The organism is Streptomyces sp. NPDC087270 (assembly GCF_044744625.1).
In the GTDB taxonomy this organism is placed as follows: domain Bacteria; phylum Actinomycetota; class Actinomycetes; order Streptomycetales; family Streptomycetaceae; genus Actinacidiphila.
The window spans coordinates 74,380-94,871 of sequence record NZ_JBIUYR010000014.1 but is presented as its reverse complement, the minus strand read 5'-3'; the positions used below and the strand labels follow the sequence as shown (position 1 = coordinate 94,871).

Here is a 20,492-nt window from a genome sequence, read left to right as displayed (position 1 = left end):
GAGGCATGCTGGTGACGCGCGGCGGGCCGCCGGACGCCGGAAGGAGCCGCCGGACGGTCAGCCGCCGGCGCCCGCGCGGCCCCAATCCTGGCCCACCCGGGCCCATTCGCGCTCCCAGGAGTCCAGCCGGCGCAGCATCAGACGCCACATCAGCAACTGGCGGGATATCACCAGCAGTCCGACCGCGGCCGATCCGGCCGCGACGCCGGCCAGCACCGCGTGGGTGGCCGCCGTGGCGGAGTCCAGCGGCGGCGGCACCAGCCGGCCCTCGTGGTCCGTCCAGATCTTGATCCGGCCCTGCTGCACCACCTCGACGTCGGAGGAGACGGAGGCGGTGTGCGACGTGCCGTCGGGGCCGGTCCAGCGCAGCTGCTCGGCGGGGTGCGTCTTCGCACCGGACGGTTTGGAGCGGGCCAGCGACGCCGTCACCAGGCTCCGCTCGGAGTGCTCGGTGGCCACCTCATGCCGCAGGGCGCGGCCGACCGACCGATCCGCCCACCAGCCGAACAGCGGCGACGCGCAGAGCAGGACGGCGAAGAGCAGCGCGAGCCACGTCTCCACCACGTCCGTGCGCCGGCGCAGTGGATTGCGCCGCCAGCGCCAGCCCGGCCTGGTGACTCTTGTGCGACCCCTCATCGACGGCCACCCCCTTCACACCCATCAACTACCTACCGCAACCGGCGCGGTTCATGCCTGCTCCGTCCGCCGGGGCGCGGACGGGGTGCGTGGAAACATCACTCCACCACCGTCAACGGATCGCCGACGTGCAGGGTTCCTGATGTCTCGGGCACGAGATTCTGGCCGAAAACGAGTTGGCTGTTGATGTTGCGGTGCCGGCCCAGGGTGCGCAGCGGCTCCCGGCCGCGTACGCCGGTGCCCTGGTCGGTCGTGGTGATCACGCACCGCCCGCAGGGCTTGGGCACCCGGAAGACCACCTCGCCGATCCGCACCCGCCGCCAGCCGTCCTCGGCCCATGCCTCGGTGCCGTCCACGACGGCGTTCGGGCGGAACCGGTTCATGGGCAGCGGGCCCTCGTCCGCGCGGTCGCCGGCGGCGATCAGCGCGTTGAGCGCGTCGAGCGACGCGGTGGTGGTGACCAGCAGCGGGAAGCCGTCGGCGAGGCTGACCGTCTCGCCCGGCCGCGCGTACTCGGGGTCGATCGGCCTGCGCGACTCGGGCCGGTCGAGGTGGACCAGCCGTACCGGCATGCCGAGGTAGGCGCTGCACCAGGCGCTCGCGGTCTCGTCGGCGGGCCGTACCTCGAGCGTGCCGGAGAAGATCCGGACGGTCTCCAGCGGCCCGGGCGGCGGCACCGCGACGTCGAGCGGCTGCCGGCCGGGCGCGGTCAGCCGCAGCCCGCCGCGCTCGTCGAGGACGGCGCCGATCAGCGCCAGCCGCGCGTCCTCTCGCTGCGTGACGGCCTTGCCGGTATCGGCGTCGACCAGCATCCAGCGGCGGTCCCCCGCGAGCCCCCACGGCTCCACGACCGCTGCCGGCGTGCTGGTCGCACGCAGCGACTTGACCGGGTAGACGTGCGACGCGCTGACTTTGGGCATGGTCATATGACCATCGTGCCACCGGGCCGGGCGCCGCTCGTCGGGAGGTCAGCCCTGGTAGTACCCGCCTCCAGGCTGCGCCGGCGGGACCCCGAGACCGAGGTTGCGGCGCTGGTAGTTCTCCTCGGGGTGCCCGGCGGGCCCCTGCCGCGGCGTCATCGGCCGCGGCGGTGCGGGGCGGGCCGTCTGGTACCCGGAGGGCGAGGGCTGCGGCGGCTGCGCAGGGTAGCCGGCGCCATTGGTGTTGTACCCGTTGCCGTACCCCTGGCGCGGCGCCGCGGACTGCTGCGGGACGTAGGGCGCGGGCTGCGGCTGGTAGCCGCCGCCCTGGTAGCCGTTCTGCACCGGCTGGGGGTGCGGCTGGTGCTGCTGGCCCATCTGTCCCATCGGCGCCGAAGGGCCGGCCGGCAGCGCGGGGAGCGCGGCCGGCAGTGCGGGCAGATTCCCGCTACTGCCAAAGGAGTTGTAGCCGCCGGACTCGTACGAGGGGTACGGCGCGGGCACGCGGATGGGGGCGATCTGCGGGGTGCCGCGCTCGGCCACGAGGCTGTCGTAGATCGGGGTGTCCGGGAAGGACGCAGACGAAGGGTAGTAGCTGCCGTAGCCGCCACCGTACGAACCGCGGGGGGTGGTCATGAGCCATAAGTTAAGCCCACGATGTGGTCGTTGGGGAGACCGATTGGATGGTTGTTTTGCGTGCAGGGAGTGACCTCAGGTCACCAATATGAGCGAACCCCCGAAAAACGGTCACCATCTCAGGATGTGATCAGGTAAAAGGCGCGTGTCATGTGCGTAACCCGGGGGTCGGCACGCCGTGGACGAGGGTGCTGAGAGGGTGTCAATGACGCTGCGCGCAGGGGAGAGCGTGGAGCTTCCGGCGGGGGCGGTCCTACGGTTCCGGTACGAACCGGGGGCCGGCGGGGACCGCGGGGGGACCGGATCGGGCGGATCGGGCGGGACCGGCGGTCGGTCCGGCGGCGGGCCGGGCGTGCTCGGGGTGCTGCCGCCGGTTCGCTCCGGTGCGCCGTCGTCCTCGCCGGACCGGCCGGACCCGGCGGCCCCGCCGTCCCCCGGGGAGACCGGACCCGGCGTCACCGTGGCGGACCGCGGCACCATCCTTTCGGTGGACCTCGCGATCCTCGCCGAACCCGGGCAGACGGTGCGGATCGTGCTGCGCGCACCCGGCCGGGCACCCGCCGCGGGCCGGATACGGCTGCTCGCCGTCGGCGTCCCGGGCGCCGAACCCGCCGTCGGGCTCGCCGACATGGAGTGCGCGGGCCCCACCGACGCCGATACCGATACCGGAGCGCGCGGCGACTACGTGGTGGGGGAGTGCTGCCACTACGACGACCGCTGGCACTTCCGCGCCCTCCTGCGCCCCGCCGGCGCCCGCCCCACCGCCGTGACGCTCACCGAGGACGCGCCCACCTCGTCGCTCACCCTCCAGGGCGCCACCCGCGGCATCCTGCGCGCCACCCCCGCCTGGCAGCCCGCGGCCCCCGGCACCCCCGTCCCGGCCGGCATCGACCTGTGCGCCCTGTTCGAACTCACCGACGGCAGCCGCGGGGTCGTCCAGGCCCTCGGCGGCGGCCACGGCGCCCTGGACCGGCCGCCGTTCCTGCGGCTCGGCACCGACCGGCACCGCGGCGACCACGTCGCCTTCGACCTCGACCACGGCGCCGCCTTCCGCCGCGTCCTGCTCTTCGTCAGTGCCCACACCGACGACCACGATCTGCGCGGCCTGAACGGTTCCCTGATCCTGGACTCCGCACACGGCGCCGGCATCCGTATCCCGCTCGGCCCCCGCACCGCGCCCGCCACCGCCTGCGCGCTCGCCCTGCTCGTCCGCGACGGCCCGCACCTGCTCGTCCGCCGCGAGGCCCGCTACCTCGCGCCCCGCGCCGGCCTGAGCCCGCAGCGGATGGTCGACTACGCCTACGGGTGGGGCCTGCGCTGGACCCCCGGGCCCGGCTGAGCCCGGGGGACGCCGCGGATCACACCGTCGCGTCGGGCTTCGCGTAGGTGCGGCCCTTCCACGCCGCGCCCCGGCCGCGGTAGTGCTCCACCGCCGAGTCCACCGTCATCAGCAGGTACAGCGCCGCGGTGTACGGCAGCAGCGGGGCCAGCGCCCACGGCTGCCCGTAGTACCGCAGCATCGGCAGGTACGTCCCCGCCATCACCGCCCACGCCGCCGCGCCCAGCACGCACAGCGGCCACGCGCCCGCGAGCGCCCCGCCGATCGCCGCGACCGGCGGCACCAGGTAGATCAGCGCGAGCCCCAGCACCGTGCCCAGCAGCACCAGCGGGTTGTGCCGCAACTGGGCGTACGCGCTGCGCGCCACCATCCGCCACAGCTCGGCCAGATCCGGGTACGGGCGCACGCTGTCGACGCGCTCGGCCAGCCCCAGCCAGATCCGGCCGCCCGAACGCTTCACCGCCCGGGCCAGCGCCACGTCGTCGATCACCGACTGCCGGATCGCGTCCGGCACGTCGGCGGCCTCCGCCGCGGACGCCCGCAGCAGCACGCACCCGCCGGCCGCGGCCGCCGTACGGCCGCCCGGGCGGTTGATCCAGCGGAACGGGTAGAGCTGCGCGAAGAAGTACACGAACGCCGGGACGATCAGCCGCTCCCAGCCGGTCTCCACCCGCAGCCGGGCCATCTGCGAGACCATGTCCAGGTCGTTGCCGACCGCGGCCTCCACCAGGGCCCGCAGGCTGCCCTCGCGGTGCGCGATGTCCGCGTCCGTCAGCAGGAAGTACTCCGCGCCCGTACGCTCCCGGGCCAGCGCCATCCCGTGCCGGACCGCCCACAGCTTGCCGGTCCACCCCTGGGGCGGCTCGCCCGGCGAGGTCACGGTCAGCGGCAGCGAGCCCGGTCGCTCGCCCAACTCCCGTGCCAGCTCGCCGGTCCCGTCCGTGCTTCCGTCGTCCACGAGGAAGACCTCGGCCCGGCCCGGGTACTCCTGCGCCAGCAGCGAGGCCAGGCTCCGCCCGATCACCTCGGCCTCGTCGCGCGCGGGCACCACCACCGCCACGTCCGGCCACGCCTTCACCGCTTCGCCCCCGCCGCCACGCGGCAGCCGCACGTCCGTCCGCCAGAACCCTCCCTGCCCTACCAGCAACCACGCCCACGCCACCAACGACACCCCTGCGACCCCGGTCATCACGCTCACCCCCGCAGTGTGCCGTACGGCGTCGCGCCGACCCGCCCGCCCTGCCGGGTCCTGTCGGTTCCGGGACCACCTGTCGGTGGTCGGTTGCTCGGGCGGTTCCCCGCGCCCCTCGTTCGTGCGGCTCCGCCCGCAGATCCGGGCCGGCCCGGAGAGCACGGCGCCCCGGGCCCGGGGGAACTAAAGTGGCGGCGTGAAGATCGGTTTGGTGGATTCGGGAATCGGGCTGCTGGCCGCCGCCGCGGCGGTGCGGCGGATGCGGGCGGACGCGGACCTGGTGCTCGCGTCGGACCCGGAGGGCATGCCGTGGGGTCCGAGGCCGGTGGACGACATGGCCGCGCGGGCGCTGGAGTGCGCGCGGGCCGCGGCGGCGCACGGGCTGGACGGGCTGATCGTGGCGTGCAACACCGCGTCGGTGCACGCGCTGCCCGCGCTGCGGGCGGCGTTCGAGCCGGGGCTGCCGATCGTGGGCACCGTGCCGGCGATCAAGCCCGCGGCGGCGGCCCACCGCGCCGTGGCGATCTGGGCCACCCCCTCGACGACGGGCAGCAGCTACCAGCGCGGCCTGATCGCCGAGTTCGGCAACGGCGCTCGGATCACCGAAGTGCCCTGTCCGGGACTGGCCGACGCCGTGCAGAACGCCGACACGGACGCCATCGACGCGGCGGTCGCCGCCGCGGCGGCCCTCACTCCGTCGGGTGTAAGTGCCGTCGTCCTGGGATGCACCCATTACGAACTGGTCGTCGACCGCATCTCCGCCGCCGTGCCCGGCGCCGAACTGTACGGCTCCGCCGACGCCGTGGCGGCCCAGGCCCTGCGCAGGGTGGCCGACACCCCGGGCGGCGGCACCGTCGAGGTGATCCTCAGCGGCCGCTCGGCCCCCCTCCCGGCCGCCGCCCTCACCTACCCGCAGGGCGCGGGACTCGCCGTGACGCCCGCCACGGCTTGACCCCGGCACGATGCCACGCGCCCCGCGGATGGGTACGCTTCGGGGCATGACGCACGCTCCCCGGCCGGAGACCGGCGCGTCCCAGGTGTGGACGGGCCGGGCCAGCAACCGTATGCAGTGGGTTCCCGCTGCCGTGGGCGCCGCCTGTGTGGCGCTCGGCATCTCGCTCGCAGTGGAGGGCCCAGGCCCCACCGCGAGCCTCGTCCCGCTCGTGATGTCGGTGGTGGGGTGCCTCGCCGTCGGACTGCTCGTCCTGTTCGGCACCGTCGCCTTCACCCACGTCCATGTGCGCGTCGACCGTGACGCGGTTCAGGTGCGCTGCGGCCACATCGGGGTGCCGCGCCGCCGTATCCCGATGGGCGAGGTCAGCGGCGCCCGGCTGGCCCCGGTGATCAGCCCGCGCGCCTGGGGCGGCTGGGGCTACCGCTGGCGGCCGGAGAAGGGCACCGCCGTGGTGGTGCGCCGCGGGCCCGGCATCGTGATCGACCTCGGCGGCGGCCGGTGGTTCACCGTCACCGTCGACGACGCGGAAGGCGCGGTGCGCGCCATCCGCGAGATGCTCGGCCTGTCCGCCGCGCCGCGCGATCCGCAGGGCCCCACCGCCGCCCGTTGAGCCCGCAGCCGCGCCTCGGTACCCCGATCGTCAAAGGTCCGGCGCCGACCCGGAAGCCGGCGAGGAAGCCCGTTCCGCGCCAGAACGCGGGGCGGGCTTCCGCATGGGCTGCTTCGGGCCGGACCTCGGACTGGACCTTGGGCCGGGCTTCGGGCTGGGCTTCGGTGCGGGTACCGGCGCGCCGCGCCGCGCGATCCACAGGGCCCCACCGCCGCCCGTTGAGCCCGCAGCCGCGCCTCGGTACCCCGATCGTCAACGGTCCGGCGCCGACCCGGAAGCCGGCGAGGAAGCCCGTTCCGCGCCAGAACGCGGGGCGGGCTTCCGCATGGGCTGCTTCGGGCCGGACCTCGGGCCGGGCTTCGGTGCGGGTGCCGGCGCCTGGGCCGGGAGCGGCCGCGAGGTGGCCAGCCCCGCCAGCAGCCCCGCCGCGGCCGTGACCGCGGTGTAGCTGAGCACGTGGTCCACGGCCGCGAGCAGCCCGAGCCCGGTCAGCGTCGCGGCCGCGGTCAGCACCGCGGGCGTCGACCGCGGGGAGCGCCACAGCGCGCACAGCGTCCACAGGTAGGCGCCGCCGAGCAGCGCCACCCCCGGCACTCCCTGCTCCGCGGCGAGTTGGAACGGCGCGGACTGCGGGGTCTCGGCGGTGGGCGTGTCGGAGGGCAGCGGGGTGCTCTCCTCGGCGAAGCGTCCCGGCCCGACGCCGCGCAGCGGATGGCGTCCGGCGAGGTGCACGGCCTCGTGCCACAGCGCGACGCGCGGCTGGGTGAGCTGCCCGGTCAGCGACTCGGACAGCCCGCCGGGCGCCGCGTCGACCGCGACCGCGTAGCTTCCGCCGACCGCCAGCGCCGCGGCCAGCGCTAGCCCGACCAGGCCGATCAGCCGGTGCCGCATCCGGGCCGCGGCCAGCGAGCACAGCACGACCGCCATGCCCGCCGCGAAGCCCGCCGACGACCCCAGTACCAGCGCCGCCACCGCGGCCGCCATCGCCAGCAGCCGCAGCAGCGCCTGCCACACCACCGACGGGACGCGCCACACCGTGTCGGGGACGCCCCACGCCGCGCAGCACGCCGCCCCGGCGGCCAGGACGAGCAGCGCCGCGTCCGCGTTGGGGTAGCCCAGCGGCGGCGCGCTCGCGCCCCCGGACAGCCGGTGGGCCGGGCCCAGCACCAGCGCCAGCACGGTCACCGCGCCGACGGTGAGGGTCAGCGTCGGCAGCATCGCCCCGAGCACCCGGCCCGCGGCGTATCCGGCGGTGACCGCGAGCAGCGCCAGCAGCGCGCCTTCCGGCCTGGCCTCGCGGCCGCCGGCGCAGACCATCACCCACACCGCGCAGCAGGCCAGGACGACCATCCCCGCCGCGTCGACCGCCCCGCCGCCGGACGGCGGCCGTGCCGGCCGGACCGGCCGCGGCGGGGACCCAGCGCTGTGGCCGATGCCGCCGGTGTCACCCGTGTCGCCGAGGTCGGGAAACAGTGCGGAGCCGGTGCCGTCCGCGGCCGTGCTGCCGCTCGCGCTCCCGTCCGGGTCGTCCTCGGGCGTACCGTCGGCCGCCCGGTCGTCCTCGTGCGAACCGGCGCGGCGCGGGCCGGCCTCCGCCGCGCGGGCCCCGCGCGCCGCTTCCGGCGCGCCGCCGGCCGTCGTGTCCATCCCCGACCCCCTGCCGCCACCACCCGGGCGCGACGGGGTACCCCGTGCCCGCGTTCCCCGCGTGGGCGCTGTTGTCCGGATCACCGTAACGGGTGAGGGCCCGCCCTGTGGATATGTCGCACAGGAAGCTCGTCGAGCTTGTGAAACCTGGTGCTGATGTGGCGTTCACCTTTCATCTCGTAGGCTCGGGGCATGGCGACTCCCCAGTTCATCCAGGACATCCGCGAAAAGGCGGGGAACGTTCTCCTCCTGCTGCCCGGCGTGGTCATGGTGGTCTTCGACGACCGCGGCAGGGTGCTGCTCAACCGTCGCACGGACACCGGCCGTTGGGCGCTGATCAGCGGTATCCCCGACCCCGGCGAGCAGCCCGCCGAGAGCGCGGTGCGGGAGATCCAGGAGGAGACCGGGGTGTCCGCGGTGGTGGAGCGGGTGCTCAGCGTCTTCACCAACGAGCCGGTGGTGTACGACAACGGCGACCACGCCCAGTACATCGACATCGTGCTGCGCTGCCGGGCGGTCGGCGGCGAGGCCCGGGTCAACGACGACGAGTCGCTGGACGTGCGGTGGTTCGCGCTGGACGAGCTGCCGCCGCTCGGGCCGATCGCCCGCGGCCGGATCGAGTCGGCGCTGCGCGAGGAGCCGACGTGGTTCGCCCCCGCACCCGCACCCGCCCCTGCGCCCGCGCCCGCACCCGCCCCCGCGCTCGACGGTGACGGTCACCGGGCTCCGTGACCCCGGTACGACCATCGGACCGCGGCCGGCGTGGACATGTCGACCGGGTCGGGCCAACCCCCTCCTGGCCAGGCCGCTTTGTCAGTGCTTGGCGGTAAAATCGACAGTGTTCGAGAGGGTTGGCCGACGCCTCAGGAGGAAGCCGATGGCCGCTGCCGTACTGCCCCTGGATACACGCCGACACACATCCGCGCCCGTCGTCGCACTGCCGAAGAAGCCGCTGCCCGCGGGCCTGCCCCGCGAGTGGTACGTCGCCCACAACCGCCGCCTGAAGACCATGCGCCTGACCATCGCCCTGCTCGACTCGGGGGTCTACGAAGCGGCTCACGCCGGGAACGGACGGATTCGCCGCACCGCCGAGCGGATAGGCGTGCACCCGCCGTCCGATATCACCTGCCGGATGGTCCGCCACCTGCTGACCTACGGCCGCTGACCGACCGCCCACGCGGGAGGCCGCGAGGCCAGGCCGCGGGCTCCCCGCGCTCCTTCGCGGAGCGCGGGGACTCGCGGCTGCGTCCGGTCCAGGCCCTAGACCTTGCGGTAGGTGTACGCCTCCGCCGCTGCCGCCGCGACCGCGTCGATGTCCGCGCCCGTGGACGCGGTGACGACGGCGGCGACCGCCCCTTCGAGGAAGGGGGCGTCCACCAGGCGGGCGCCGGGCGGGAGTTCGTCGTCGGCCAGCAGCGCCTTCACCGTCAGCACCGCGCTGCCGAGGTCGGCGAGCACCGCCACGCCCGCACCCTGGTCGACGGTGCGCGCGGCCGAGGAGATCAGGTCGGAGCTGGTGCCGAGGCCGCCGTCGGGCCCGCCGCCGGCCGGCATCAGCGGCACCTCGTCGCCGCCGGTGAGTGCGGACGCCAGATCCGCGACGGCGTTCGCGGCCGCCGCGCTGTGCGAGACCAGCACGATCCCGACCAGCGCCTGCGTACGGTCTCCGGTGGTGCTGTCCGTGCTGCCGGTCATGAGGAGGACGCCTCCCGTGCGGTGTCGGCGAGCGCGGTGAGCAGGAGGGCCGAGGAGGTCGCGCCCGGGTCCTGGTGGCCGATGCTGCGGTCGCCCAGATAACTCGCCCGGCCCTTGCGGGCGCGCAGCGGAATCGTTGCTGCGGCGCCTTCCCCCGCCGCCCGCGCCGTGGCGCTCAGCGCATCGGCGGTGCCCTCGCCCGCGTCGAGCGCCGCCGTGAACGCGTCGAGCGCCGGCACCAGCGCGTCCACCATCGTCTTGTCCTCCGGCACCGCGCCGCCGAGCTGCGCCAGGGCGTCCACCCCGGCCTTCAGCGCGTCGCGCAGTTCCGCCGCGGTCACCGCCGGCGCGTCGCCGAGCGCCTTGCCGGTACGCCGCAGCAGCGTGCCGTACAGCGGGCCCGACGCGCCGCCGACGGTGCTGATCAGCTGCCGTCCCACCGCGACCAGTACCCCGCCGGGGGTGTCCGGCGGCTCCTGCTGAAGTGCGGCGCGCGCGGCGAGGAAACCGCGGCGCATGTTGTTGCCGTGGTCGGCGTCGCCGATCGGGGAGTCCAGTTCGGTGAGGTGGGCGGCCTCCCGCTCGATCACGGACGTCGCCGTGTCGAGCCATCGCAGCAGCAGGGCCGCGTCTATGTCGGCGGGCTGGTCGGGCTGTTCGGGGACGGCGTTCATACGGTGTGCCTTTCCACGGGTGGTCGAAGCGGCACGGCGCGCGGTGCGCGCCCGCGCACCCGGCGGCGGCCGGGGACCGCGGTCAGCAGCCCCAGCGCAACGCCGGGGTCGACACGGGCGCGTCCCACAGCCGCAGCAGCTCCTCGTCGGCCTGGCAGATCGTCACCGAGGCGCCCGCCATGTCGAGCGAGGTCACGTAGTTGCCGACGAGCGTACGGGCCACCGAGACCTTGCGGGCGGCCAGCACCCGGTGCACCTCGGCCGCGAAGCCGTACAGCTCCAGCAGCGGAGTGGCGCCCATCCCGTTGACCAGCAGCAGCACCGGCGCGTCGGGGTGCAGGTCCTCGACCACGGCGTCCACCGCCACGTCGGCGATCTCGCCCGAGGTCATCATGGCGCGGCGCTCCCGGCCCGGCTCGCCGTGGATGCCGACGCCCAGCTCCAGCTCGCCCTCGGGCAGGTCGAAGGTCGGGCCGCCCTTCGCGGGGGTACTGCACGCGCTGAGCGCCACCCCGAAACTGCGGGACACCTCGTTGACCCGGTGGGCGATGCCCGCGACCCGGTCCAGCGGCGCGCCCTCGTCGGCCGCCGCGCCCGCCAGCTTCTCGACGAACAAGGTGGCCCCGGTGCCGCGCCGGCCGGCCGTGTAGAGGCTGTCGGTCACCGCCACGTCGTCGTTGACCAGCACCTTCGCCACCTGGACGCCCTCGTCCTCGGCGAGTTCGGCGGCCATGTCGAAGTTGAGCACGTCGCCGGTGTAGTTCTTCACGATGAACAGCACGCCCGCGCCGCTGTCCACCGCCGCCGCGGCCCGCACCATCTGGTCCGGCACCGGAGAGGTGAAGACCTCGCCCGGGCAGGCGGCCGTGAGCATGCCGCGCCCGACGAAACCGCCGTGCAGCGGTTCGTGCCCCGACCCGCCGCCCGACACCAGCCCGACCTGCCCGTCGTAGGGCGCCCCGCGGCGGACGATCACCCGGCGCTCCACGTCGACGGTCAGATCGGTGTGCACCGCCGCGAAGCCCCGCAGCGCGTCCGGGACCACGTTCTCCGGTACGTTGATCAGCATCTTCACGGGAATCTCCTCGCCAGGCCGGCAGCCAGGGCAACCGCCTGTGTCGTAGCAGGTCAGAGGCTGTGTCCAGAGTTCTCGACGGCGGCGGCCCGCGGTGCTGCGCGAGGGCGCGGCGCGGCGCTTCCGCCGACCGGGTGCCGGCGGGCGGGACGCGCCCCCGGTACGCGGGAGCCCGGGGTCGAGGCCACTCGTCCGGGCGGGCAGTTCATACCCCCCAGTATCCGCCGATGATCGAGAAACGTCACGGCGTGGTCGTACCCCACCCCCGCGCGGACCTCCCACCTGGACCTCCACCTGGGCCTTCCACGTGGATCTCCACCCGGATCTCCACCCTGGGGTGGAGCGACCGAACGGCGGTGGTCCGTAGCGTGCCGGTATCAGCGGAACGCCGGCGGAAGCACGTGGCGGGAAAGGGGCGGGATGAGTGCCCTGAACATCGTCTTGCTCGTGAGCGGCGTCGGCTACGTCCTCGCCCGCCGGATCATCGGGGAGGCCCTGGAGGCCGGTCCGGTGCTGGCGGCGCCGGTGGTGCTCGGCGTGCTGGGGCTGGTCACGGTCCGCGACGCCCGGCCGGCGGGCGGGGCGACGGTCGCCCTGATCGCGGCGAGCTGCCTGCTGGGCGTGGCCGTCGGGCTGGCCCGCGGGCTGACCGTACGCCTGGGGACACGGGACGGCGCGCGATCGATGCGGTACGGGGCCGGTTCACTGCTGCTGTGGCTGCTGGGGGCGGCGTCGCAGGTGGCGCTGTCGTCGGCCGGTCGTGCGGTGGCGGCCGCGTCCGGGCGCGCCGCCGACCAGGGTGTGCTGCTCTCGGTCGGCCTCGGCGTGCTGGCCGAGTCGCTGGTGGTGCTGTTCCGGGCGACCCGCGCCCGGCCCGCGGGGGCGGAGGACCACGGCGGGCACAGTCCGGCTCACCGGGAGCCGGGGGATCGCCAGGGTCACGGCACCAGCCGGGGCGCCTCCGGTTGTCGCGATGGGCGGGGGCGCTGGTAGTTTTCGCCCCGAACCGTTACCGGCTGACCGGCCGACCACGGGAAAAGAGCTCCAGTGCATCGACTCCGAGCCGTGATCCGCTGGTTCACGGAGGACAACCACCTCTTCCAGTTCTTCACCACCGCCACCGGCATCGCGGTGTGCGCGGTGCTGGTGAACCCGATCGGGACGTCCGGCACCGGACTCGCGGTCCTGTGCCTGCTCGTCGTGAACTCGGTGCTGCTGTGCACCCGGTTGATCCCCGTGGGAGTGCTGCCGCCCGGTCCGCAGACGGCGGTGCTGGGCGCCGCGGCGGTCAGCGCGGCCGCCCTGATGAGCCAGGACCACTCCGGAGCGGCGTCGCTGTTCGCGTTCTACGCGGCCGGCCACGCCGGGTTCCGCCTCGCGCAGCAGCGGGCACTGGCCTTCGCGGTGCTCACCAGCGTGCTGTGCGCGAGCGTGCTGCTCTTCCCGGTCGGCAGCGCCTACGGCCATGTGTCGTGGTACCTGGGCGCGTTGACCGGCGTCAGCGTGCTGTTCGGCATCTCCAACCGTTCGCAGGCCGACGCGCTCAGCTCGGCGCGGGCCGCCGCCGAGCAGGCGGAGCTGGCCTCGCGCTCCGAGGCCCGTGCCGAGGCGCTGGCCGAGCGCGCCCGTATCGCCCGCGACGTGCACGACGTGCTCGCCCACTCGCTGGCCGGCGTCAACATGCAACTGGAGGTCACCGACGCGCTGTTGGAGGCCGGCGCGGTGGACGAGGCCCGGCAGGCCGCCCAGCGGGCGCAGAGCCTGGTCCGCGCGGGACTGACCGAGGTCCAGCGCACGGTCCGCGACCTGCGGGAGGACGCGCTGCCGCTGCTGGAGACGCTGCGCTCCATGCTCGGCTCCAGCCCGGGCACCGGTACGCTGACCCTCGACGGATCGCCGCACGAACTGCCCGTCCGGCCCGCCCAGGTGATCGTGCGCTGCGCCCAGGAGGCGCTGACCAACGCGCACAAGTACGCACCTGGCGCGCCGGTCCGGCTGCGCCTGGGGTACGGCACGGAGGAGACCACCTTCGAGGTGGTGAACTCCGCGCCCCCGGACGGTTCCCGGCCGCTGGCCGGTGCCGGGAGCGGCATGGGACTCGTCGGGATGCGCGAGCGCGTCGAACTGGTGGGAGGCACGGTGACGGCCGGCCCGATCGTGGACGGCGACGACGCGGGAGGATGGCGGGTACGCGTGGTGATACCGGCGTGAGCGAGCGCGAGGCGGACGGGCACACCGGGAACGGGCACACCGGGAACGGGTACGACGGGAACGGGCACGATGTGGACCGGCGGGACGTGAGGGGGTACGGGGTGGAGGCGCTCGGGGCGGACGGCGAGCACACGGTGCGGGTGGTCGTCGCCGACGACCAGACCGCGATCCGCGAGGCGCTCGCGGTGGTGCTCGACCTGCAGCCGGGCCTGGAGGTCGTGGCCACGGCGCGGGACGGCGCGGAGGCCGTGGCGGCCGCGGACGAGCACGCCCCCGACGTGATCCTCATGGACCTCAACATGCCGCGGATGGACGGCGTCGAGGCCACCCGGCTGGTCACCGAGCGCTTTCCCGACGTCGCGGTGGTGGTGCTCACCACGCTGGCCGACGAGCAGTACATCCTCGCCGCGCTCGGCGCCGGGGCCCGCGGCTATCTGACCAAGGAGTCCGGCCGCCAGGACATCGCCCGCGCGGTGCGGGCCGCCGCGGCCGGGCAGGCCGTCCTCGACCCGGCGGTCCAGGAGCGGTTGCTCGCGGCCGCCGTCAAGAGCGCGGCCCCGGCCGAGGCGCCGATCGCCGGCCTCGCACCAGACCTCACGCCCAGGGAGGTCGAGGTGCTCACCCTCATCGGCGAGGGCCTGACCAACCGCGGTATCGCCGAACGCCTGGTGGTCAGCGAGGCCACGGTGAAGACCCACATCAACAACCTCTTCGCGAAGGCGCATCTGCGCGACCGGGCGCACGCCGTGCAGTACGCGTTCATCCACGGGCTGGTGAAGGCCCGTGGATGAGGTGCGGGATCGCGGCTGACGGCTTCCCTGTCGCCCTTTGCCCGGCTGACCGGCCGCTGACCTGCCGCTGAGTGGCTGCCGACCGGGCGCTGTCCGACCGGTTGCCGGTTGCCGGCGGCCGGCGGCCGGGTGTCAGCCGACGCGCGGGGCCGCCGCGGGGCGGCCGTCCACCGCGGGAGCGGTGCCCTCGGCCGGCGGCAGCGCCCGCACCCGGGCCAGTACCAGCAGCACCCGGCTGAGCACCATGGCCAGCGCCATCAGGACGAAGAACGGCGCGATGGCGTCCTCGACGATGCGGTGGTCCGTCATGAACGTGACCAGGTGGCCGCGGAACCAGGCGTCGTGCTCGCTGAGGTAGATGAACGCCACCCGCAGCGCCACCACCACGGACCAGATGGCGACGAACCCGGCGCCGCACCGCGTGTACACCCGGCCCGAGCCCCGGTCCCGCTCCACCCCGGTGGTGAGCGTCGCGATGCCACCGCACACCACCCCGACCGCGGCACCCACCAGGTAGACCACCAGGTCGACGGTGTGGGTGGGCGCGCCCCTGAGGTAGAAGTAGCCGATCACCGAGACCGACACCAGCGGCATCAGGACCTTGTGCCGGTCGTACTTCCTGCGGCCGTACTGCGTCAGCAGCATCAGCCCGAAGATGCCCCCGCTGATCGCCAGCGCCTGCTCCATGTCGGTCATGACCTCGCACTCCTTCGCCTCGACGGTGTTCCCGTGGTGCCGAGAGCGACTCTCCCGCCATGGCGGGCGAAGTACCTGGTCCCGTGGGTGGAGGTTCGGGTGGAGACGGCGACACGAAGGGCCGGGGACACGGTTTCCGTGTCCCCGGCCCTTCGCTTCCCGCGGGTTCGGCAGCCGCGGGTCAGTCGCCGCGTGCGGGTGGTGGCGTCAGCTCGCGCTTACCGGTGCCATCGTGTCGACGATGTCCGGGTTGTCGGCCATCCACTTCTTCACCCCCGCCGTGGTCTGCCCCTGGCCCGCCGACTGGATGTCGGCCTCCAGGGAGGCGAGTTGCGGCTCGGTCATGTGGAAGTCCTTCATCCACGTGGTGACCTGGGGGAGCTTCTTCGCGCTGTTCTTGTTGGCGACGCTGTGGATCGAGTCGCCCTTGCCCCACAGGCCCTTGGGGTCGCCGAGTTTGGTGAGGTCGTACTTGCTGTAGGCCCAGTGCGGGGACCACAGGACGACGGCGACGGGCTTCTTCTGGTCGTAGTCGCGCTGGAGTTCGGCGAGCATGCCGGCGGTGGAGCTGGCGACGAGCTTGTACTCCTTGTCGAGCCCGTAGCCGGGGAGGACCTTGGAGCTGAGGATCTTCATCTCGCCGGCGCCGGGTTCGATGCCGATGATCTTGCCGCCGAACTCGGCCGACTTGCCCTTGAGGTCCGCCATCGTCTTGACGCCCTTGACGTAGGAGGGCACGGAGACCTCGAGCGAGGTCTTGTCGTACCACGGGCCCAGGTCGTCCAGATGGCTGCCGTACTGCTTCATGTACGAGGCGTGCGTGGTCGGTAGCCAGGTGTCGGTCATGTAGTCGATGTTGCCGCTGGCGAGTCCGGTGTACGCGGCGCCCGGGTCGTAGGTGTTGACCGACGCCTTGTAACCGCGCTCGTCGAGGACTTCCTTCCACAGGTTCGCCGAGGCGATCGACTCGTCCCAGTTGAAGTCGCCGATCTTCACCGACTGGCCCTTGCCGACGTTCGTGGCGGAGGCTCCGGCCACCGGTGCCATCTTGTCGACCACGCCGGGGTTGGCCTTCATCCACTTCTTGACGCCGTCGGCGGTCTTGCCCTGCCCGGCGGCCTGGATGTCGGCCTCCAGCGAGCTCAGCTGCTCCTCGGTCATGTGGAAGTTCTTCATCCACGAGCTGACCTGCGGGAGCTTCTTCGCGCTGTTCTTGTTGGCGATGTTGTGGATGGAGTCGCTCGCGCCCCACAGGCCCTTGGGGTCGCTGAGCTTGGTGAGGTCGTACTTGCTGTAGGCCCAGTGCGGGGACCACAGGACGACGGCGACGGGCTTCTTCTGGTCGTAGTCGCGCTGGAGTTCGGCGAGCATGCCGGCGGTGGAGCTGGCGACGAGCTTGTACTCCTTGTCGAGTCCGTAGCCGGGGAGGACCTTGGAGCTGAGCAGTTTCATCTCGCCGGCGCCGGGCTCGATGCCGATGATCTTGCCGCCGAACTCGGCCGACTTGCCCTTGAGGTCGGCCATGGTCTTGACGCCCTTGACGTAGGACGGGACCGAGACCTCCAGGGAGGTCTGGTCGTACCACTTGCCGAGGTCGGTGTAGCTGCTGCCGTACTGCTTCATGTACGAGGCGTGCGTGGTGGGCAGCCAGGCGTCGGTGAGGTAGTCGAAGTTGCCGCTGGCCAGTCCGGTGAAGGCGGCGCCGGGGTCGTAGGTGTTGACCTGCGCCTTGTAGCCGCGCTCGTCGAGGACTTCCTTCCAGAGGTTCGCCGAGGCGATCGACTCGTCCCAGTTGAAGGAGCCGATCTTGACCGACTGTCCCTTGCCGACGTTCGTGGACGCGGTCGGAGTCGAGCTGCCGCCGTTGTCCGAGAACACCCCGATGCCGCCCGCGACCAGCGCGAGGATGACCACCGCGGACAGGCCGACGGCCGGGCGCGGCCGGTAGCGCAGCACCGAGAAGCCCTGGGTGGCGCTGCGGGCGCGCGCCAGGGCGCGGCGGCCCAGCGGCGACACCTGGTCGCCGAGGGCACCGGTGATCCGGTCCAGGTAGATGGCGAGCACCACCACGGATATGCCGCCCTCGAAGCCGAGGCCGATGTTCACCTGGCTGATCGCGCCGAAGACGGTCGAGCCGAGGCCGTCCGCGCCGACCATGCCGCCGATGACGACCATGGACAGCGCCAGCATGATGACCTGGTTGACGCCGGCCATGATGGTCGGCAGCGCCAGCGGCAACTGCACCCGCAGCAGGGTGCGGGACGGCGGCGTGCCGAACGCCTCCGCGGCCTCGACCAGTTCCGGGTCGACCTGCCGGATGCCCAGCTCGGTCATGCGCACGCCGACCGGCATCGCGAAGACGATGGTGGCGATGACGGCGGGCACCGTGCCGAGGCTGAAGAAGATGATCGCCGGGATCAGGTAGACGAACGCCGGCAGCGTCTGCATGACGTCCAGCACCGGCCGGATCAGCACGCTCGCCGTGCGGCGCCGGGCGGCCCAGATGCCCAGCGGCACCGCGAGCGCCAGCGCGACCACCGCCGAGACGACCACCAGGGACAGCGACTCCATCGCCTCGTCCCACTGGGCGACGGAGTCGATGAGCGCGAAGCCGACGAAGGCCAGGACGCCGGCGGTCAGCCCGCGCATCCACAGCGCGAGCACCGCGAGGATCGCGGCCATCAGCAGCGGCGACGGGCCGCCGAGCGCCCACTCCACGCCGTTGTACATGCCGTTGACGACATGGCTGATGAAGTTGAAGAGCCAGGACAGGTGGTGGGTGAGCCAGTGGACGACGTCCTCGGCCCAGTCGCCGAAGTGGAGCCTAGGCACGGGTCGCCTCCTTGCCCTCGGCGTCGCCGCCGTCACCGTTGCCGCCGCCGTCAGGACCGCCGAGGCCGCCCGGGCCGTCAGGGCCGCCCGGACTGCCCGGTCCACCGGGTCCGCCTGGATCGCCGCCGCTCGGGACGGCGTCGTCCAGCGTCGGGAAGTCGGGCAGGCGGTGGCTGCCGGTGTCCTCCAGGCCCTCGCCGAGCGCGGCGAGCAGCGTCACCCGGGGGATGACGCCGGTCAGCCGGCCGTTGTCGTCGAGCACCGCGAGCGGCAGCTTCGACTGCGAGGCGGGGGTGAGCAGTTCGGACAGCGGCGCGTCCGCGTGCGTGGTGACGCAGTCGGTGTCCATCAGGTCGCGCATGGTGCCCTCGGCCTTGCGCAGCGCCTCGGTGACACGCACCTCGGTGACGGTGCCGACCAGCTTGCGGCCGCGTTCGACGACGAAGGCGGCGGACGCCTGGTCGGTGCGCAGCGCGCGCATGGCGGCGCGCGGGCCGTCGTTGGGGCTCACCATCACCCGCGGCTCCTCCATGATCGAGGCCGCGGTCAGCACCCGGGAGCGGTCGACGTCCTGCACGAAGCTGGCCACGTAGTCGTTGGCCGGGTCGGTGAGGATGTCCTCCGCGGTGCCGATCTGGACGATCCGGCCGTCGCGCATCACCGCGATCCGGTCGCCGAGCCGCATCGCCTCGTTGAGGTCGTGGGTGATGAAGACGATCGTCTTGCGCAGCCGCTGCTGGAGCTCCAGCAGCTGGTCCTGCATGTCGCGGCGGATCAGTGGGTCCAGCGCGGAGAAGGACTCGTCCATCAGCAGCAGGTCGGCGTCGGTGGCGAGCGCGCGGGCCAGGCCGACCCGCTGCTGCATGCCGCCGGACAGCTCGTCCGGCCAGGACTTCTCCCAGCCGTCCAGGCCGACCATCGACAGCGCCTCGGCCGCCTTCTCCTCGCGCTCCTTCGCCGGCCGGCCCTGGACCTCCAGGCCGTAGGCGGCGTTCTCCAGGACGCTGCGGTGCGGGAAGAGCGCGAAGTGCTGGAAGACCATGCTGATCTTGCGGGAGCGCAGGTCGCGCAGGGCCTTCGCGGACAGGCCCGTGAGGTCCTGGCCGTCGAACAGCACCCTGCCCGAGGTGGGCTCCAGCAGACCGTTCAGCATGCGCAGCAGCGTGGACTTGCCCGAGCCGGACAGACCCATGACGACGAAGATCTCGCCCTGCTCCACGTCGAAGGAGGCGTCGATCACCGCCGCGGTCGTCCCCTCCTCTCTCAGTTCCGCACGGTCGGCCCCCTCCTGAAGCCGACGAATGCCTTCCTTCGGCTTGCGGCCGAAGACCTTGAATACGTGCTCGATGACGAGCTGTGACACGTTTGCCTTTCGGGGCAGGGGACAGGACGGAACCAGAGGCCGTCGCATACCGGCCAATGAGTTCACATCGAAGCTATCCGGCAGCGACCCGAGTGTCCTGGCAGCGGCAACCGCCGCCAGGAGACGGACCTCCGGGTTCGGGTCGCCGCCTACCCCGTGCCCTACGCAGCGCAAACAAGATCGTCGAAGACCGTCCTGTTTGTCTGATTGTGTACGTATATAAGTGGCCGTTTATCGTGACCGGATCGTGCCCCTTATGACATCGATCCGCAGGGTGGGAACTGTTGACCCGATCTTGACTCAGTGTTAGCGATTCTGTGGGGTCGCTGTGATCCGCTTCTCGAACCAGTGGTGGGCGTAGGGCTCGTCGTTGAACGCGGGCACCTCGTGGAAACCACAGGAGTGGTAGAGCCTGATCGCCGCGTCGAGGGTCCTGTTGGTGTCCAGCCGCAGCGCGGTGCGGCCGTCGGCGGCGGCCCGGGCCTCCAGTTCGGCGAGGAACCTGCGGCCGAGGCCGAGCCGGCGGGCGTCCGGCGCGACCCACATGCGCTTGATCTCGGCGGGGGCGCCGGCCGGCAGCTTCAGGCCGGCGCAGCCGACCGGCTCGCCGTACAGCCGGGCGATCAGGAAGACGCCGCGCGGCGGGCGCAGGTCGCCCGCGTCGGGCAGCAGGCTCGCCGCGGGGTCGAAGCCGCCCTCGAAGCGCTCGTCCATCTCCGCGAAGTACGCCCGCAGGCAGTGCTCGGCGTCGGGGTGCCCCGGCTCGACGGGCTCCAGGGTGACGGTCGCGGCGGTCAGCAGCCGCTCGACGTCGGCCATCGCCGCGGTCAGCCGGGCCCGCTGCGCGGGGTTGAGCGGCGCCAGGAGGGAGCCGGCCAGCTCGTCGCTGCGGTCGTCGAGCGCGGCGCGCTCGGCCCGGCCCGCGTCGGTGAGCCGTACGGCCCGCACCCGCCGGTCGCCGGGTGCCGGCTCCACGGTCACCAGGCCGTCGGCCTCCAGGGCGCGCAGCAGCCTGCTGACGTACCCGGAGTCGAGCCCGAGCCGGTCCCGCAGCCGGCGTACGTCCTGGCCCTGCTCGCCGATCTGCCACAGCAGCCGGGCCTCGCCCACGGGCCGGTCGCGGCCGAGGTAGCGGTCGTGGAGCACGCCCACGCGTTCGGTGACGGTGCGGTTGAACCGTCGCACCTGGTCGATCTGCGCCGTATCCATTCTCTGACTCT

General features: G+C 73.3%; 20 protein-coding genes. 8 read left to right on the top strand and 12 right to left on the bottom strand.

Translation table 11 applies throughout. The features are described from left to right. Positions 1-57 precede the first annotated feature (57 nt). The 3 genes from ACIPAE_RS26370 to ACIPAE_RS26360 all read right to left on the bottom strand — a co-directional run bounded on the left by ACIPAE_RS26370 (position 58) and on the right by ACIPAE_RS26360 (position 2,192). Positions 58-636, bottom strand: coding sequence for a hypothetical protein (locus ACIPAE_RS26370; protein ID WP_366410692.1), 579 nt, complete (start codon positions 634-636; stop codon positions 58-60). 98 nt (positions 637-734) lie between these two features. Further along, the gene (locus ACIPAE_RS26365; RefSeq protein ID WP_402448359.1) at positions 735-1,562 is read right to left on the bottom strand and encodes an MOSC domain-containing protein; all 828 of its coding nucleotides are present in this window, start codon (positions 1,560-1,562) and stop codon (positions 735-737) included. Positions 1,563-1,604: 42 nt separating this feature from the next. After that, entirely contained in the window at positions 1,605-2,192 is a 588-nt protein-coding gene (locus tag ACIPAE_RS26360; RefSeq protein ID WP_329362356.1) for a DUF6643 family protein, read from the bottom strand. A 487-nt stretch (positions 2,193-2,679) separates the two neighbouring features. Between ACIPAE_RS26360 and ACIPAE_RS26355 the strand changes: the two genes are divergently transcribed. Beyond that, on the top strand, positions 2,680-3,531 hold the full coding sequence (locus ACIPAE_RS26355; RefSeq protein ID WP_402448357.1) for a hypothetical protein: 852 nt from the start codon (positions 2,680-2,682) through the stop codon (positions 3,529-3,531). A 19-nt stretch (positions 3,532-3,550) separates the two neighbouring features. On the opposite strand, the gene ACIPAE_RS26350 is transcribed toward ACIPAE_RS26355, so the two are convergent. Continuing rightward, the gene (locus tag ACIPAE_RS26350) at positions 3,551-4,720 is read right to left on the bottom strand and encodes a glycosyltransferase (protein WP_329373677.1); all 1,170 of its coding nucleotides are present in this window, start codon (positions 4,718-4,720) and stop codon (positions 3,551-3,553) included. A 199-nt stretch (positions 4,721-4,919) separates the two neighbouring features. Between ACIPAE_RS26350 and ACIPAE_RS26345 the strand changes: the two genes are divergently transcribed. Then, positions 4,920-5,675, top strand: a complete 756-nt coding sequence (locus ACIPAE_RS26345) for an aspartate/glutamate racemase family protein (RefSeq protein ID WP_329362352.1) — start codon at positions 4,920-4,922, stop codon at positions 5,673-5,675. A gap of 46 nt (positions 5,676-5,721) precedes the next feature. Next, complete coding sequence (locus tag ACIPAE_RS26340) at positions 5,722-6,288, top strand: hypothetical protein (protein WP_328472322.1); 567 nt, start codon at positions 5,722-5,724, stop codon at positions 6,286-6,288. A gap of 252 nt (positions 6,289-6,540) precedes the next feature. Here ACIPAE_RS26340 and ACIPAE_RS26335 read toward each other — a convergent pair whose 3' ends face one another. After that, positions 6,541-7,935, bottom strand: coding sequence for an O-antigen ligase family protein (locus tag ACIPAE_RS26335; RefSeq protein ID WP_402448355.1), 1,395 nt, complete (start codon positions 7,933-7,935; stop codon positions 6,541-6,543). Positions 7,936-8,127: 192 nt separating this feature from the next. Here ACIPAE_RS26335 and ACIPAE_RS26330 point away from each other — a divergent pair, with 192 nt between their 5' ends. After that, entirely contained in the window at positions 8,128-8,667 is a 540-nt protein-coding gene (locus tag ACIPAE_RS26330; protein WP_402448352.1) for an NUDIX hydrolase, read from the top strand. Positions 8,668-8,812: 145 nt separating this feature from the next. Next, positions 8,813-9,100, top strand: coding sequence for a hypothetical protein (locus ACIPAE_RS26325; protein WP_329362345.1), 288 nt, complete (start codon positions 8,813-8,815; stop codon positions 9,098-9,100). Between the two features lie 95 nt (positions 9,101-9,195). Here the strand turns inward: ACIPAE_RS26325 and ACIPAE_RS26320 are convergent, their stop codons facing one another. The 3 genes from ACIPAE_RS26320 to dhaK form a co-directional block, all read right to left on the bottom strand. Further along, the gene (locus tag ACIPAE_RS26320) at positions 9,196-9,630 is read right to left on the bottom strand and encodes a PTS fructose transporter subunit IIA (protein WP_329362343.1); all 435 of its coding nucleotides are present in this window, start codon (positions 9,628-9,630) and stop codon (positions 9,196-9,198) included. Beyond that, positions 9,627-10,304 (bottom strand): dihydroxyacetone kinase subunit DhaL, encoded by a 678-nt coding sequence (gene dhaL / locus ACIPAE_RS26315; protein WP_329362341.1) that lies wholly within the window; start codon positions 10,302-10,304, stop codon positions 9,627-9,629. The genes ACIPAE_RS26320 and dhaL overlap by 4 nt, the downstream gene beginning before the upstream one ends. Before the next feature lie 82 nt (positions 10,305-10,386). Further along, on the bottom strand, positions 10,387-11,379 hold the full coding sequence (dhaK, locus tag ACIPAE_RS26310) for a dihydroxyacetone kinase subunit DhaK (RefSeq protein ID WP_328472347.1): 993 nt from the start codon (positions 11,377-11,379) through the stop codon (positions 10,387-10,389). Positions 11,380-11,799: 420 nt separating this feature from the next. Here dhaK and ACIPAE_RS26305 point away from each other — a divergent pair, with 420 nt between their 5' ends. The 3 genes from ACIPAE_RS26305 (at position 11,800) to ACIPAE_RS26295 (ending at position 14,381) form a co-directional block, all read left to right on the top strand. Further along, positions 11,800-12,372, top strand: a complete 573-nt coding sequence (locus ACIPAE_RS26305) for a hypothetical protein (RefSeq protein ID WP_402448347.1) — start codon at positions 11,800-11,802, stop codon at positions 12,370-12,372. 54 nt (positions 12,373-12,426) lie between these two features. Continuing rightward, a complete protein-coding gene (locus ACIPAE_RS26300; protein ID WP_366410699.1) occupies positions 12,427-13,590 on the top strand; it encodes a histidine kinase in 1,164 nt (387 codons plus the stop codon). Between the two features lie 101 nt (positions 13,591-13,691). Then, on the top strand, positions 13,692-14,381 hold the full coding sequence (locus ACIPAE_RS26295; RefSeq protein WP_366410747.1) for a response regulator transcription factor: 690 nt from the start codon (positions 13,692-13,694) through the stop codon (positions 14,379-14,381). Positions 14,382-14,513: 132 nt separating this feature from the next. On the opposite strand, the gene ACIPAE_RS26290 is transcribed toward ACIPAE_RS26295, so the two are convergent. The 4 genes from ACIPAE_RS26290 to ACIPAE_RS26275 form a co-directional block, all read right to left on the bottom strand. Continuing rightward, a complete protein-coding gene (locus ACIPAE_RS26290; RefSeq protein ID WP_402448346.1) occupies positions 14,514-15,077 on the bottom strand; it encodes a hypothetical protein in 564 nt (187 codons plus the stop codon). A 207-nt stretch (positions 15,078-15,284) separates the two neighbouring features. Then, positions 15,285-17,909 (bottom strand): ABC transporter permease/substrate binding protein, encoded by a 2,625-nt coding sequence (locus tag ACIPAE_RS26285; RefSeq protein ID WP_329362332.1) that lies wholly within the window; start codon positions 17,907-17,909, stop codon positions 15,285-15,287. Then, positions 17,902-19,272, bottom strand: coding sequence for a glycine betaine/L-proline ABC transporter ATP-binding protein (locus ACIPAE_RS26280; protein WP_402448343.1), 1,371 nt, complete (start codon positions 19,270-19,272; stop codon positions 17,902-17,904). Before ACIPAE_RS26280 ends, ACIPAE_RS26285 begins: the two co-directional genes overlap by 8 nt. A gap of 306 nt (positions 19,273-19,578) precedes the next feature. Then, positions 19,579-20,481 carry a GNAT family N-acetyltransferase gene (locus ACIPAE_RS26275; RefSeq protein ID WP_402448341.1) on the bottom strand — a complete coding sequence of 301 codons (903 nt, stop codon included), beginning with the start codon at positions 20,479-20,481 and terminating at the stop codon, positions 19,579-19,581. Between the last annotated feature and the right edge of the window lie 11 nt (positions 20,482-20,492).

Coding starts and splice junctions, on each gene's coding strand:
- ACIPAE_RS26320 (WP_329362343.1), bottom strand. CDS start 9,630: ATGACCGGCAGCACGGACAGCACCACCGGAGACCGTACGCAGGCGCTG.
- ACIPAE_RS26325 (WP_329362345.1), top strand. CDS start 8,813: ATGGCCGCTGCCGTACTGCCCCTGGATACACGCCGACACACATCCGCG.
- ACIPAE_RS26275 (WP_402448341.1), bottom strand. CDS start 20,481: ATGGATACGGCGCAGATCGACCAGGTGCGACGGTTCAACCGCACCGTC.
- ACIPAE_RS26350 (WP_329373677.1), bottom strand. CDS start 4,720: ATGACCGGGGTCGCAGGGGTGTCGTTGGTGGCGTGGGCGTGGTTGCTG.
- ACIPAE_RS26290 (WP_402448346.1), bottom strand. CDS start 15,077: ATGACCGACATGGAGCAGGCGCTGGCGATCAGCGGGGGCATCTTCGGG.
- ACIPAE_RS26360 (WP_329362356.1), bottom strand. CDS start 2,192: ATGACCACCCCCCGCGGTTCGTACGGTGGCGGCTACGGCAGCTACTAC.
- ACIPAE_RS26330 (WP_402448352.1), top strand. CDS start 8,128: ATGGCGACTCCCCAGTTCATCCAGGACATCCGCGAAAAGGCGGGGAAC.
- ACIPAE_RS26365 (WP_402448359.1), bottom strand. CDS start 1,562: ATGACCATGCCCAAAGTCAGCGCGTCGCACGTCTACCCGGTCAAGTCG.
- ACIPAE_RS26340 (WP_328472322.1), top strand. CDS start 5,722: ATGACGCACGCTCCCCGGCCGGAGACCGGCGCGTCCCAGGTGTGGACG.
- dhaL (WP_329362341.1), bottom strand. CDS start 10,304: ATGAACGCCGTCCCCGAACAGCCCGACCAGCCCGCCGACATAGACGCG.
- ACIPAE_RS26305 (WP_402448347.1), top strand. CDS start 11,800: ATGAGTGCCCTGAACATCGTCTTGCTCGTGAGCGGCGTCGGCTACGTC.
- ACIPAE_RS26335 (WP_402448355.1), bottom strand. CDS start 7,935: ATGGACACGACGGCCGGCGGCGCGCCGGAAGCGGCGCGCGGGGCCCGC.
- ACIPAE_RS26370 (WP_366410692.1), bottom strand. CDS start 636: ATGAGGGGTCGCACAAGAGTCACCAGGCCGGGCTGGCGCTGGCGGCGC.